This window comes from Parvibaculum sp. (genome assembly GCF_039680535.1).
Lineage (GTDB): Bacteria > Pseudomonadota > Alphaproteobacteria > Parvibaculales > Parvibaculaceae > Parvibaculum.
This window is the reverse complement of sequence record NZ_JBDKSS010000008.1, coordinates 170,439-183,613: the sequence shown is the minus strand read 5'-3', so window position 1 is coordinate 183,613 and position 13,175 is coordinate 170,439. Positions and strand designations below refer to the sequence as shown.

15 protein-coding genes are annotated in these 13,175 nt (G+C 63.8%); 8 read left to right on the top strand and 7 right to left on the bottom strand.

Annotated elements, in window-relative coordinates:
* Positions 1-15: 15 nt before the first annotated feature.
* Complete coding sequence (locus ABFC66_RS04840; protein WP_346739835.1) at positions 16-1,515, bottom strand: phosphomannomutase/phosphoglucomutase; 1,500 nt, start codon at positions 1,513-1,515, stop codon at positions 16-18.
* A gap of 136 nt (positions 1,516-1,651) precedes the next feature.
* Positions 1,652-2,359, bottom strand: coding sequence for a TIGR02281 family clan AA aspartic protease (locus ABFC66_RS04835; RefSeq protein ID WP_346739834.1), 708 nt, complete (start codon positions 2,357-2,359; stop codon positions 1,652-1,654).
* Between the two features lie 154 nt (positions 2,360-2,513).
* Here ABFC66_RS04835 and cobA point away from each other — a divergent pair, with 154 nt between their 5' ends.
* The 4 genes from cobA (at position 2,514) to ABFC66_RS04815 (ending at position 5,518) form a co-directional block, all read left to right on the top strand.
* Positions 2,514-3,395, top strand: a complete 882-nt coding sequence (cobA, locus tag ABFC66_RS04830; RefSeq protein ID WP_346739833.1) for a uroporphyrinogen-III C-methyltransferase — start codon at positions 2,514-2,516, stop codon at positions 3,393-3,395.
* 2 nt (positions 3,396-3,397) lie between these two features.
* Positions 3,398-3,904 carry an AAA family ATPase gene (locus ABFC66_RS04825; RefSeq protein WP_346739832.1) on the top strand — a complete coding sequence of 169 codons (507 nt, stop codon included), beginning with the start codon at positions 3,398-3,400 and terminating at the stop codon, positions 3,902-3,904.
* 82 nt (positions 3,905-3,986) lie between these two features.
* Positions 3,987-4,205, top strand: coding sequence for an alkylphosphonate utilization protein (locus ABFC66_RS04820; protein ID WP_346739831.1), 219 nt, complete (start codon positions 3,987-3,989; stop codon positions 4,203-4,205).
* Between the two features lie 68 nt (positions 4,206-4,273).
* Positions 4,274-5,518, top strand: coding sequence for a hypothetical protein (locus ABFC66_RS04815; RefSeq protein WP_346739830.1), 1,245 nt, complete (start codon positions 4,274-4,276; stop codon positions 5,516-5,518).
* Here the strand turns inward: ABFC66_RS04815 and ABFC66_RS04810 are convergent.
* From ABFC66_RS04810 to ABFC66_RS04800, 3 genes are read right to left on the bottom strand one after another with little or no spacing between them, the layout of a single operon-like run.
* Positions 5,487-6,863 carry a HAMP domain-containing sensor histidine kinase gene (locus ABFC66_RS04810; RefSeq protein WP_346739829.1) on the bottom strand — a complete coding sequence of 459 codons (1,377 nt, stop codon included), beginning with the start codon at positions 6,861-6,863 and terminating at the stop codon, positions 5,487-5,489. The genes ABFC66_RS04815 and ABFC66_RS04810 overlap by 32 nt on opposite strands.
* Positions 6,860-7,525: a response regulator transcription factor gene (locus ABFC66_RS04805; RefSeq protein WP_346739828.1), complete on the bottom strand. Its 666-nt coding sequence runs from the start codon at positions 7,523-7,525 to the stop codon at positions 6,860-6,862. The genes ABFC66_RS04810 and ABFC66_RS04805 overlap by 4 nt, the downstream gene beginning before the upstream one ends.
* Positions 7,525-7,875 (bottom strand): PepSY domain-containing protein, encoded by a 351-nt coding sequence (locus ABFC66_RS04800; protein ID WP_346739827.1) that lies wholly within the window; start codon positions 7,873-7,875, stop codon positions 7,525-7,527. Before ABFC66_RS04800 ends, ABFC66_RS04805 begins: the two co-directional genes overlap by 1 nt.
* 128 nt (positions 7,876-8,003) lie before the next feature.
* On the opposite strand from ABFC66_RS04800, the gene ABFC66_RS04795 reads away from it, so the two are divergent.
* Together ABFC66_RS04795 and ABFC66_RS04790 are read left to right on the top strand one after the other, a co-directional pair.
* Positions 8,004-8,291, top strand: coding sequence for a PepSY domain-containing protein (locus ABFC66_RS04795; RefSeq protein WP_346739826.1), 288 nt, complete (start codon positions 8,004-8,006; stop codon positions 8,289-8,291).
* Positions 8,291-8,854: a cytochrome b/b6 domain-containing protein gene (locus ABFC66_RS04790; RefSeq protein ID WP_346739825.1), complete on the top strand. Its 564-nt coding sequence runs from the start codon at positions 8,291-8,293 to the stop codon at positions 8,852-8,854. Before ABFC66_RS04795 ends, ABFC66_RS04790 begins: the two co-directional genes overlap by 1 nt.
* Positions 8,855-9,060: 206 nt before the next feature.
* Here the strand turns inward: ABFC66_RS04790 and ABFC66_RS04785 are convergent, their stop codons facing one another.
* Entirely contained in the window at positions 9,061-10,428 is a 1,368-nt protein-coding gene (locus tag ABFC66_RS04785; protein WP_346739824.1) for a peptide MFS transporter, read from the bottom strand.
* Entirely contained in the window at positions 10,425-10,646 is a 222-nt protein-coding gene (locus ABFC66_RS04780) for a DUF1289 domain-containing protein (protein WP_346739923.1), read from the bottom strand. Before ABFC66_RS04780 ends, ABFC66_RS04785 begins: the two co-directional genes overlap by 4 nt.
* 89 nt (positions 10,647-10,735) lie before the next feature.
* Here ABFC66_RS04780 and ABFC66_RS04775 point away from each other — a divergent pair, with 89 nt between their 5' ends.
* Entirely contained in the window at positions 10,736-11,719 is a 984-nt protein-coding gene (locus tag ABFC66_RS04775; RefSeq protein ID WP_346739823.1) for a nicotinate-nucleotide--dimethylbenzimidazole phosphoribosyltransferase, read from the top strand.
* A 233-nt stretch (positions 11,720-11,952) separates the two neighbouring features.
* Entirely contained in the window at positions 11,953-13,143 is a 1,191-nt protein-coding gene (locus tag ABFC66_RS04770) for an acyl-CoA dehydrogenase family protein (RefSeq protein WP_346739822.1), read from the top strand.
* Positions 13,144-13,175: the final 32 nt, after the last annotated feature.

Genomic DNA, 13,175 nt, shown 5'->3' with positions numbered 1-13,175 from the left:
CCCCCCGGAGACTGATCAGATCTTCTGGTCGTAGGCGCCCACTTCCGGATTGGCGGAAAGCCGCTTGTCGATCTCGCCGAAGATGCCGCGCATGTTCGCTTCGGAGACCGGGCTTTCAACCACGACGACGAGGCCGGGCTTGTTCGACGAGGCGCGCACGAGGCCCCAGGTGCCGTCTTCCAGCACGACGCGGACGCCGTTCACCGTCACGAGGTCGCGAATCTTCTGGCCGAGGATCGTCTCGCCTTTCGCCTTCATGTCGGTGAAGAGCTTCACCATGCGCTCGACGACTTCATATTTCACTTCGTCGGGGCAGAAGGGCGACATGGTGGGCGAACCCCAAGTCTTCGGCAGCGCCTCGCGCAGTTCCGACATCTTCTTTCCCGGATTGCGGTCGAGCATGTCGCAGATCGCGATGGCCGAGACGAGGCCGTCGTCATAGCCGCGACCGATCGGCGGATTGAAGAAGTAGTGGCCGGACTTCTCGAAGCCGACCAGCGCGTTCAGCTCATGCGCGCGGCGCTTGATATAGGAATGGCCGGTCTTCCAGTAATCGGTCTTTGCGCCATTGGCGATCAGCACCGGATCGGTGAGGAAGAGGCCGGTCGACTTCACGTCGACGACAAATTGCGCATTGGGAAAGCGCGCCGAAAGATCGCGGGCGAGCATGACGCCCACCTTGTCGGCGAAAATTTCCTCGCCCGTATTGTCCACGACGCCGCAGCGGTCGCCGTCGCCGTCGAAGCCGAGGCCGACATCGGCGCCTTCCGCCAGAACCTTGTCGCGAAGGGCATGGAGCATTTCCATATCCTCCGGGTTCGGATTGTAGTTCGGAAAGGTGTAATCGAGCGAGCAGTCGAGCGGGATCACTTCGGCGCCGATGCCTTCGAGAACCTTGGGCGCGAAATAGCCCGCCGTGCCGTTGCCGCAGGCGGCGACGACGCGGAGCTTGCGCGAGATCTTCGGGCGATTGGTCAGATCGGCGATATAGCGCTGGGCCATATCCGTCACCTGAATATATTTGCCGCCTTCGCGCTCCTTGAAGGCGCCGGAGAGAACGATTTCCTTCACGCGGCCCATCTCGTCGGGGCCGAAGGTTAGCGGACGCTGCGCGCCCATCTTCACGCCGGTCCAGCCGTTTTCATTATGGCTCGCCGTCACCATGGCGACGCAGGGCACGTCGAGCGCGAATTGCGAGAAATAGGCGACCGGCGAAAGCGCGAGGCCGATGTCGTGGACTTCGCAGCCGGCCCGCATCAGGCCGATGATGAGCGCCTGCTTGATCGAGACCGAATAGGACCGATAATCCTGCCCGACGGCGATGGCGGGCCGCACACCCATTTCGTGGATCAGCGTTCCGAGGCCGAGGCCGAGCGCCTGCACGCCATTGAGGTTGATCTGCTCGGGATAGAGCCAGCGCGCATCATATTCGCGGAAGCCGGACGGCGAGACGAGCGGCTGCGTCTCGAATTCATAGGTGTTGGGCTTCAGGTCGGCGCGCGGTTTGGGAAACATCCCTCTCTCCTTGATGTCGCATCATGCTCGACTCTTATAGCGGGTCGGCACACTTGTTTGGATGCGGATTTTGGTTTGTTTGTGGCAAAGTCGGGGGTGGTGCGGGCCGCCGCCCGATTTTATTCTTCTTCTCTGATTACTCACGCAGGATCAGGCGGTCGCCCTGAAATTCGAAGCCGCGAAGCGCGTCGAGGAAGCTCATGCCGAGCAGCGACTGGGTGAGCCCGTCGCGCGAAACCGACGCCCTGACATTGCGCATCCTGATACCGGCAATTTCGATCTCGTCGAGTGTCACAGGTGCGGCCATCGCGGTGCCGTTGGCGGTGCTGTAGGGAATGGTATAGGCGAGCTTCGCCGGATCGAATCCGAGCCGCCTTGCATCGTCCGCCGTCAGCGCCACGTCGCTCGCGCCCGTGTCCACCATGAAGCGGACATGGGTGCCGTTGACGAGAGCGTCCGCCACGAAATGTCCCGAAAGGTCGCGCGACAGATAGGCGATGCCGGGCGCGGATTCGATGGCCCGGCTGGGGACCAACTCGCCCATTGTGCGCTGGGCCAGCGTCTTGCCGACGCCCATGAAATCTTCGCGGTAGGAATAGGCGACAATCAGAATGAAGGCGACGGCGATCCAGGCCAATGCCTGCTTCAGCGCGAGGTTCGCGCGGCCGCGCCAGCCGAGGGCGACACTGCCCAGGATCAGCGTGAGCCAGGTGAGGCCGTAAACGAGCTGGATTTGCCGGTTGTCATCCGCAAGCGCGCCGGGAAACCGGCTGTTCAGGAAAAAGAGCAGGGCCACAACAGCCAGCAGAACCAGCGCTGCCCATGTCCATCTATTGTCTCTCATGGTGAGGAGCCTAGTTTGAAGGCGTGACCAATCGTTGAACGCTACACCAGAAACCTTGGCGCCGGGGGCCGTTCGCTCTTGATCGGGATGCATCTTCCCTATATTTACGTCAGAATTGGCAAGCGGTTTTTAAACCTCAGCGAAAAGTCGTAAAATGAGCGACAAGATCGTAAAGCTGGGCGGACGTGTGGCGGAGAATGTTTCCGCGCGCCTCGGCCTGCCTGCTTTCGAGCCCGGTTGGGTCTGGCTCGTCGGCGCGGGGCCGGGCGATCCGGGTCTGCTGACGCTTCATGCCGTGAACTCGCTCAATCAGGCAGATGTCATCGTTTATGACGCGCTGGTGGACGAGGCTGTGCTCGGCCTCGCGAACCCGCGCGCGAAGCTCGAATATTCCGGCAAGCGCGGCGGCAAGCCGAGCCCGAAGCAGCGCGACATCTCGGCACGCCTTGTCGAGCTTGCAAGGCAGGGCAAGCGTGTGCTCCGGCTCAAGGGCGGCGATCCTTTCGTCTTCGGGCGCGGCGGCGAAGAGGCGCTGGCGCTGGTCGATGCGGGCATTCCGTTCCGCGTCGTGCCGGGTGTCACCGCGGGCATCGGCGGCCTTGGCTATGCGGGCATACCGGTGACGCATCGCGATGTGAACCATGCCGTCACCTTCATCACGGGCCATATGGCCGACGGCGAGGTGCCGGAACATCTCGACTGGCCGTCGATCGCCAAGGGCTCGCCCGTCATCGTGCTTTACATGGCGTTGTCGCATCTGCCGCGCATCGCCGATCTTCTCATCGCCAATGGCCGGGCGGCGCATGAACCCGTCGCGCTTGTCCGCAATGCGACGCTGAAGGATCAGGAAGTGCTCGAGACGACGCTGGCGACCGCCGCCGCCGATGTCGAGCGCACGGGCTTCAAGGCGCCTGCGATCATCGTCATTGGCGAAGTTGTGCGGCTGCGCGAAGGTCTCGACTGGCTCGGCGCGCTCGAAGGCCGCATGCTGAAGCGCGATCCGCTGGAAACGCGCGCGACGCGCGACGCGGGCTGATCTTGCTTATCATTCTTGGTGGCCTTCCCGGCGCCGGCAAGACGACCATCGCCCGCGAACTCGCGCGGTCTCTCGAAGCCGTCCACATCCGCATCGACACAATCGAGCACGCTCTGGCGCAATCCGCGCACGGACACGTTACGGGTGAGGAGGGCTACCGAGTCGGTTATGCGCTGGCCGAAGACAACCTCCGTCTTGGTCGAACCGTCATCGCAGATTCCGTCAATCCTATAGAGATAACGCGGGCAGCCTGGCGCGGGGTTGCGGTGCGCGCTGGTGTGCCCTTTGCTGAAATCGAAGTGATCTGTTCTGGCGCCGCTGAACATCGCAGCCGCGTCGAAAGCCGGACGGCGGATATTGTGGGCTTCAAATTGCCGACATGGGCTGAAGTCGAAAAGCGGGACTACCATCCTTGGGAGAGCAAACACATCGTTGTCGATACCGCAGGTCGCAGCGCCGGCGAAGTCGTTGCTGAAATCACCTCGCAGATTGCGAAAGATGCGGGCTAGGCCGCCTGCTTCAAACCGCCCGCTTGCGATTCCAGCCCGCGCCGCCTAAAGAGGGGTTCCACCCTCCAGACGGAAGAACGCCATGACCCTCATCGTCAAAGACAGCAACGGCACGCAGCTCAGTGACGGCGATTCCGTCATGGTCATCAAGGACCTGAAGGTGAAGGGTACGTCCGTGACGCTGAAGCGCGGCACGCTTATCAAGAATATCCGCCTCACCGACGACGAAGACCTGATCGAGTGCAACGCCGAAAAGGTGAAGGGCCTCGTTCTTAGGACTGAATTCCTGAAAAAGGCCTGATCCGTAGTTCTGGATCGCAAGCCCGCCGCTCTGCTAGCTTCTCCGCCGACCATCGAAAGGACCAGCGGATGAGCGACGTGATGAGCGAGGCCCCGAAGCACCGCCGCCTTCTTGATGGCGTCGCGCTTTTTGCGAGCGCATGGCTGCTCGCCTTCGCCGCCGATGGTGTTTTCTCGGCGTTCGACGATCTGTTGACGGGCCTGGCGGCTTTTCATGGACTGACGCTCCTGCGCGGGTTCGTTGCGGTCGTCGTCCTCGCGTTGGCGGCGCTCGTCGCTCTGATCCTCGTCTTCGTGCCGCAGGTGCCGAAGCGCATTTTCGTTCTGCCGGTCGGCTATGCCTTCTGGGCCAATCTCTGGGGCTGGCCGCTCGCTGCAACGGCAGGGCAGCCGCTTTCGAGTCTGCCGCTCGATTTCATCCAGATCGGCCTTGCTGCATTGGCCCTTTATCAGGTCAGGAAGCTGAGCGGGCGCTTTCTGCTTCGCGCCAGCGATCTTCCGATGAAGACGCATCTCGTCCGTCGCACATTCATTGCGCTGGGCGTCATGTTTTTCGGGCTGGTGGTCGCGATGCCGATCATCGGCGCAAAGCTCGTCGCATCGGCAGTAGAAGAGCACACGGGCGGCTATATCGACTTCACGTCGAAGGGTATCGAGGCGCGAGAGTCGACTTTCATTAAAGATGGCAAGACCGTCCGTCTCATCGGCATGATCCATGTCGGCGAAGGGCGCTTCTATCGCGATCTTTTTGCGAGCTTCCCCGCCGACGCGCTGGTGCTGGTCGAGGGTGTCAGCGACGAGACGGGGCTGCTCAGGGGCAAGTTCTCCTACAATCACATCGCCGGCGCGCTTGGTCTTGCCGAACAGTCGGGCATTCAGGCCGAATGGATGGCGAAGAAGGCAGGCGAGGCGCTTCAAAAGCCTGCGCCGAACGCCGGCGCTGCTCCGCAGAGTTCGAACGTGATCCGTGCGGATATCGACATCTCGGACTTCTCCACCAAGACGGTCGATTTTCTCCGCGAGGTTGGCGAGCTCTATAACGCGCCGTCGATCTGGGAAGCTTATCGCCGCATTCAGGCGATGAGCGAACGCTACAGCGACAAGGATGTCGCGGCGATCTATGGCGAGTTGATCGACAAGCGCAATGCGAAGCTGATCGCGACTTTCGACAAGAATGCCCCGGCGAGTGCGACGGTCATCATCCCCTGGGGCGCCGAGCACATGCCTGGCGTCGAGAAGGCCTTGCGCGATCGGGGCTACGCCTTCCAGTCGCGCCGCGCGCTCAATGTCGTGAAGTATGGGGCGTTGCTGTAGCGGCGGGCAGCGTGACGGCAACGCGCAGGCCGCCGAGCGGACCCTTCTCCAACGCAAGCTGGCCGCCATAAGCCTCCACGATGTCACCGACGATCGCGAGGCCGAGGCCCGAGCCGGATTTGGTCTGGTCGAGACGAACGCCACGTTCAAGCACGGCAGTGCGTGACTTTTCAGGTATGCCCGGGCCGTCATCGTCGATCAACAAGGTCGTCGTTTCGCCTTGCGCGGCGGAGGAGAGGCGCACCTTGGTCGCCGCCCACTTGGCGGCATTCTCGACGATATTGCCCAGCAGCTCCGCAAGGTCGTCGGGGTCGATCGCTGCCAGGACATGTGGTGCGATTGCGTTTTCCCACTGCAATGCACTGCCGAGCGGCGTCTTGCGAATGGTCTGAATGAGGCGTTCCGCAAGCGGCGCGACCGGCGTCGCGATGCGCTGGCCGCTCCTGAGGCGGGCCTTTGTCAGCGCGCGTTCGATGTGTCGCCGCATCGTCTCGGCGATCTCCTCGATATTCCGCGCCGTCTCCGCCTCGCCGCGCTCGCGCAATATGCGTGCATCCGCGGCAAGGGCGGTAAGCGGCGTCTTGAGGCCATGGGCGAGGTCGCCCGCGCTGGCGCGCGCCTGCTCCATCGCCTTATCCTGCGCATCGAGCAGATTGTTCACTTCCTCCGTGAGCGGCGTCACCTCCTCGGGGAAGCCGCCGGGCAAGCGTCGCCGATGACCGGACCTGATCGCGCCGACGCCCCGGCGGATTTCTTCCAGCGGACGAAGGCCAAGCTGCACCTGCGCCCAGGCGGCAGCGAGGAGCACCGCGCCGAGAAGGACGAGCGAGGGGATGAGATCGCCCGCGAAGGCGCGCGCCGCCGTTCTCGCTTCCGATGCGTCGATGGCGACGGCGACGCGAAGTGTCCTGTTTTCGCCGGCGGTTCGGTAAGTGATAGAGCGCTCGCGAAGGATGAGCGGCACCTTTCCGGGCCCCTGCAACTCGTGCCGATGGACCGCGCCATTACCGAGCGTGTCGCGGGGAAGCGCGAGCGTCGCATCCCAGAGCGAGCGGGAGCGCAGCAGCGTGCCGCGCGCGTCCTCGCCGACCTGCCAGTAAAGGCCGCTCAGCGGCTGGTTGAAGCGCGGATCGGACAAAGGCGTCGAGATGGTCGCGGCGCCGTCTGGCGAAAAGGTCACGAGGCCTGCGAGCTGGTTCAGATAAGTCTCCAGTTCGCTGTCGATGCGCTGTTCGACATGGCGTTCGAAGAGGTAGACAAGCCCGACACCGGAAATCGCCAGCGCCAGCGCATTCGCGACGAGCGCCATGAAGAGGAGGCGCAGGCGCAGCGAGCGCAGCTTCATGGCGCAGCCTCCGGCACCATGTAGCCGAAGCCGCGCCGCGTCTCGATGAGGTCGACGCCGAGCTTCCGCCGCACGCGGCCCACCATCACCTCGATCGCGTTCGAGTCGCGTTCGAAATCCTGCGCGTAGAGATGCTCGGTCAGTTCGAGTTGCGAGACGACGCGGCCGGCATGATGCATGAGATAGGAGAGGAGGCGATATTCCTGCGGCGAAAGGCTCACCGGCACGCCATTCACGGTGACTTCCATGCGCCGCGTGTCGAGACGCACAGTGCCGTTGACGAGGATGGACGATGCCTGTCCCGCCGCGCGGCGGACGAGGGCGCGCAGGCGCGCGATCAGTTCCTCCATCTGGAAGGGCTTTGGCAGATAGTCGTCGGCGCCCGCGTCGATGCCCTCGACACGCTCGGCCCAGCGTCCCCGCGCGGTGAGGACGAGAACGGGAAAGCGCCGTCCGCCATCGCGCCAGCGCTTCAAAACCGCAAGCCCGTCCATGCCGGGAAGGCCGAGGTCGAGGACGACGGCGTCGAATTCTTCCGTGTCTCCGCGAAACCAGGCTTCCTCGCCATCGGCCTCGCGCTCGACTGTGAAGCCCGCCGCCGTCAGCGCGGTGGCGACGTCGGCCGCGATCCTGTCATCGTCCTCGACGAGAAGAATGCGCATCAGTCGTCCTCCCGCTCGATGATGCGGCCTGTCGCGGCATCGACCTTGATTTCCTCAAGGTGCCCCTTCGCGTCGATGATCCTGAATTCGTAGACCCAGAGCCCGTCGTCGCGCTCGAGCTCGATATGCGAAATCTCGCCCGGTGCTTCGCGGGAAACGGTCGGCATGATTTCTTCGAGCGACTTGATCTCGCCGCGCTCCCGTGCGCGGCGGGCCCGATCGTGGTCATGCTCCTCGATCTGCTGATGCGCGGGCTCGCCGGCGAAGGCCTGCGGCAAGACGGCGCAGAAGGGCGCCGCCACCGCAATCGCCCTCAGGAGTCCCCGCCATTTCGTTCGCTGTTTCATCATTCGTGCAGGATCGCATCCGCTAGCTGACAATTCGCTGACAGCCCCTCTCAGCCTTCTGTCAGCGCCACTCCGTTAGGGTCGCATTCGTCGGGGATCGGAGCGATCCCATCCAACAGGAGAGTTTCACAATGCGTAAGATGCTTCAATTGTCCGCCGTCGTCCTCGCCATGGGTGTGGCTGTTCCCGCCTTCGCCGAGGAAGAGGGCAAAGCGAGCTGTGGCAATGCGCCGCGCGAACAGTGGCTCAGCGAAGACGCCATCAAGGCGAAGGGCACCGCGCTCGGCTATGAGGTTCGCCGCGTGAAGGCCGAGGACGGCTGCTACGAACTCTATGTCATCGACAAGAACGGCGCCAAGGCCGAACTCTACTTCAATCCGGTCACCGGCGAGCGCGTCAACGGCAAGGAAGACGACTGATGTCTCGCGCGCTTGAGACCCTGGACGCCGGCCGCGACACGCGGCCGGCCACCGTCCGCGTCTGGGACCCGCTGGTGCGTATCTTCCACTGGTCGCTGGTGGCGGCCTTTGCGATCGCCTGGGCCACCGGCGACGAGTTGCAGAGCGTTCACGAGACCACGGGCTATGCCATCGCAGCGCTTGTCGCGATCCGCGTCGTCTGGGGCCTCGTCGGCAGCACGCATGCGCGGTTTTCGGACTTCATCTATCGTCCCTCGACGGTGATCCGTTACCTCGTCGACACGATGATGTTCCGCGCGAAGCGTTACATCGGGCACAACCCGGCAGGCGGCGCGATGGTGATGGCGCTCCTCGCCATGCTCGCCGCGCTTTGCGGCACGGGCATCCTGATGACGACCGATGCCTTCTGGGGCGTCGAGTGGGTCGAGGAAGTGCATGAAGCACTCGCGAACCTCGCCCTGATCCTTGTCGGCCTCCACATCGCCGGCGTTTTCGCCGCCAGCATCGAGCACCGGGAAAATCTGGTGCGCGCCATGTTCACCGGCCGCAAACGGGCGGAGTGATGCGAAACATGAAACGGACGCGGCATCGAAATGCCGCGTCCGTATTTGTTTGCGCCGTCCGGATTGCTTTCCCACCCCCTGCAGGACGCATCCACATCACTTGCTGTCATCCCGGCGAAAGCGGGGATCCAGGGGCCGCTTGATTGGGGATGCGAAGATGGACTTCGGATCAGGTCCGGGGTGACGGTTGGGGATGGGTGTTGTGCCTACAACGCCTGCCCGCTCGGATTTTGCTTCATCACCCGATCAAAAACGAAAATCGCCGCGCTCGCCGCGCCCGCAACACCCGCGATCATCAGGAAAAACGCGCCTTTATCCATCGTGCTCCAGAAACTGCCGAGCCAGCCGGCGAGGAAGTTGCCGGTGAAGTTTGTGAGGAACCAGAAGCCCATCAGCATCGAGATGAGGCGGGCAGGCGCGATTTTCGAGACGAAGGAAAGGCCGGTGGGCGAGAGGTAAAGCTCGCCCGTGGTCACGATGGCAAAATAGGCGACGAGCCAGAGGGCGCTCGCCTTGCCGGTTGCGCTCGCTTCCAGGGCGGCGGCGACCATGAGGAGATTGCCGAGCGCGACGCCGAGGCAGCCGAGCGACATCTTGGTGAGTGTCGACGGTTCCGTGCCGCGCCGCGACTGCCGCGCCCAGAGTGCGACGACGAAAGGCGTGAAGGCAAAGATCATGAAAGGGTTCAGCGACAGGAACCATGTCGTCGGAACGTCGCCTTGCCAGAAGAGAAGATTGACCGCGCGGTCGGTGTTTTCATCCGCCCAGAGAGCGATGGTGTTTCCCTGCTGCTCATAGGTCGCCCAGAAGAAGGTGACGAAGACGCAGAGAAGCGCCAGCACGCCGACGGCGCGCCATTCCTCGCTCGTAAGCGGGGTGCGCGGGCTCGACGTTGAGGCCTTTGCGCGCGGCCTCTCTTCGGGAAGATAGGGCGTGCCGAAATGGTAGATCGCAATGGCGATCAGCATGCCGACGCCAGCCGCGCCGAAGCCGTAATGCCAGGCGACGCGCTCGCCCAGCGTGCCGCAGACAAGCGGCGCGAGGAAGGCGCCGAGATTGATGCCGACATAGAAGATCGAATAGGCGCGGTCGCGCCGCGCGTCGCCGGGTGCGTAAAGTGCGCCGACCTGGCTGGAAATATTGGGCTTGAACGCGCCATTGCCGAGGATGAGCGCGAGCAGCGCGAAAAGGAACAGGTGCTCGAAGGCCATCATGAAATGGCCGAGCGCCATCAGCAGCGCGCCGATGATCACCGTGCGGCGATTGCCCAGCCAGCGGTCGGCGATCAAGCCGCCGAGAACGGGCGTGAGATAGACCAGCGCCGTGTAGGAGCCGTAGACCTGCGAGGCGAAAGGCTGCACGTCGAGCGGGCCGAATATCGCTTCGAGCGTGCGATGGAACGCATCGAGGCCGAGCACGCGGTCGCGGTTTTCCGGCAGCAGCAGATATTTGACCATGTAGAGGGTCAGCAGCGCCCGCATGCCGTAATAGGAGAAGCGTTCCCACATCTCCGTGCCGAAAAGGAAGGAGAGCCCCTTCGGGTGGCCGAAGAGTTCGGGACTGCGCGCCGTCATCTGGCGAGTACCGAGGCGATGCGGGCGCAGGCCTCGTCTGGCGCCTTGGCGCGGGGGCCGAGCGCGTCGAGGCGGGCGGGCAGGGTTTTCATGATCGCGCGGCGCTCATCTTCGCCGAGCCGCGACCATTGGGCGATCTCGTCGAGCGACCGGGCACAGCCGGCGCAGAGCCCGGAGGCGGCGTCGATCTCGCAGACATCGATGCAGGGGGAGGAGATGGCTGGCAGGGCGTTCACGTCATTTCCGGGTTCTATCGCGGTCCGGGGCAGGGTATAGGAAGGCACCTCCCAATTCCGAGACAAATATAATGACCCGTCCGCCCTCCGGCCTGCCTTTCGACGATATTCGCGACCTGATCGCGGGACTTCCCGCCGGGGATGATGTGGCGACGGTGACGGCCGCCGCCCATGCAGGCGACCTCGTCGATGCCGGCGGCCTTGGCCGGCTCGAGGAAATCGCCGTCTGGCTTGCCCGCTGGCAGGCGAACCCGAAGCCCGCCGTCGAGCGGCCGCTCGTTGCCATCTTTGCCGCCAATCATCGGGTCGCCTCGCGGGTCTCCGACCTGCCGCAGGCGCGGACGCGCCAGATGGTCGAGCTTTTCGCGGCAGGCGGCGCGGCGGTGAACCAGTTTGCGCTGGCGGCCAATGCTGGGCTGAAGGTCTTCGATCTGGCGCTGGACATGCCGGTGCCGGACATCACGGGCGCGGACGCGCTTTCCGAGCAGGCCTGCGCCGCGACCATGGCCTTTGGCATGGAAGCGATTGCGGGCGGGACCGATCTTCTCTGCGTGGGCGCGGCTGGTGTCGGCAATGGCGCCGTGGCCGCGGCCCTCGCGGCGGCGCTTTTCGGCGGCGAGGCATCGGACTGGACGTCCGATCCGCGCGAACAGGCTGTTGTGGAAGAGGCGCTCGCCTTCCACGGGAATGCGCTGCGCGATCCACTGGAGGCGCTTCGCCGCCTCGGCGGGCGCGAGCTTGCCGCCATTGCGGGCGCGATCCTCGCTGCCCGCTACCAGCGCATTCCGGTGCTGCTCGACGGCTTCGTCGCTTGCGCCGCAGCGGCCGTTCTCTACAGGCAGGACCAGGGCTCGCTCGACCATTGCCTTGCCGCGCATCGTTCCGGCTCGGTGCCGCACGACATATTGCTCGAAGCGCTGGGCAAGGAGCCGCTGCTCGATCTGGGCCTCACGCTGGAGGACGGCACTGGCGCGGCCCTGGCCGTGAACCTCGTCAGGTCAGCGGCGGGCGCGCTTTCCGGCATGGCGACACGGGAGCAGGCGGGTTTCGCCTGAGCGCGATTCGGCCTCTTCCGGCCCCCCTGCCGCAGCGGCGGGCGGGGAGTTTGCGCACAGGAGCCCGTTTCCCGGCGCACAGCCGCCGGCCTTGCAACGGCCCCGTGGGCCGTTAATATCACGGCCAAAATAAGCGGCCGGGCGGGCTGATCGCGCCGGCCCTTTCTCGCGTATAAATCGGCAGTTTTGCGGAAGCAGCGGCTCCGTTTGCCGCCGAACAGGAGGAAGTTTCGATGGATATGAGTTTCTCGCCGCAGGATCTCGCGTTTCGCGACGAAGTCCGCACGTTCATTGCCGAGAATTATCCGAAAGACCTGAAGTCGCGCCGGACGCGTGGCGAGATGACCAAGGAAGAAATCCTCACCTGGCATCGCATCCTCTACAAGAAGGGTTGGGTCGTTCCGCATTGGCCGGTGGAATATGGCGGCACGGGCTGGACGATTACGCAGCGCTATATCTGGAACGAAGAGAATGCGCGCGCCGAGACGCAGCCGCTTCTCCCCTTCGGCCTCTCCATGGTGGGCCCGGTCATCTACACCTTCGGCAATGAAGAGCAGAAGAAGCGCTTCCTGCCGGGCATTCTTTCCGCCGATGTCTGGTGGTGCCAGGGCTATTCGGAGCCGGGCGCCGGTTCGGACCTCGCCGGCCTCAAGACGCGCGCTGTGCGCGAGGGCGACCATTATGTCGTCAACGGCCACAAGATCTGGACGACGCTCGCGCAATATGCCGACTGGATGTTCTGCCTCGTTCGTACCGATCCGAACGCGAAGGCGCAGGAGGGCATCTCCTTCCTTTTGATCGACATGAAGACGCCGGGCATCACCGTTCGCCCCATCATCACGATGGATGGCGCGCATGAGGTCAACGAAGTCTTCCTCGAAGACGTGAAGGTGCCGGCCGAGAACCTCATCGGCGAGGAGAACAAGGGCTGGACCTATGCGAAGTTCCTGCTCGGCAACGAGCGTTCGGGCATCGCCGGCGTTTCGCGCTCCAAGAAGGCGATCGAGCGTCTGAAGTCCATCGCGACCGCCGAACTCGTGGACGGTGAACCGCTCATCAAGACCGACGAGTTCGCGCGCAAGATCGCCGAACTAGAGATCGACCTTGCGGCGCTCGAGGTGACGGAGCTGCGCACGCTGGCCGCCGAAAGCAAGGGCGCGGGACCGGGACCTGAAGCCTCCATCCTCAAGATCAAGGGCACAGAGATCCAGCAGCGCATTACGGAACTGACGCTCGAAGCCGTCGGCAATTACGGCCACGTCAACGTGCCGACCGGCGATCTTACCGGCAATGAATTCGTCGCCGGGCCGGATTACTCGAACGGCGCCGCGCAGAACTATTTCAACATGCGCAAGACCTCGATCTATGGCGGATCGAACGAAATTCAGCACAACATCATCGCAAAAATGGTGCTCGGCCTTTAAAGAGGTCGCAAGCGCCGCATAGAAACCAGACT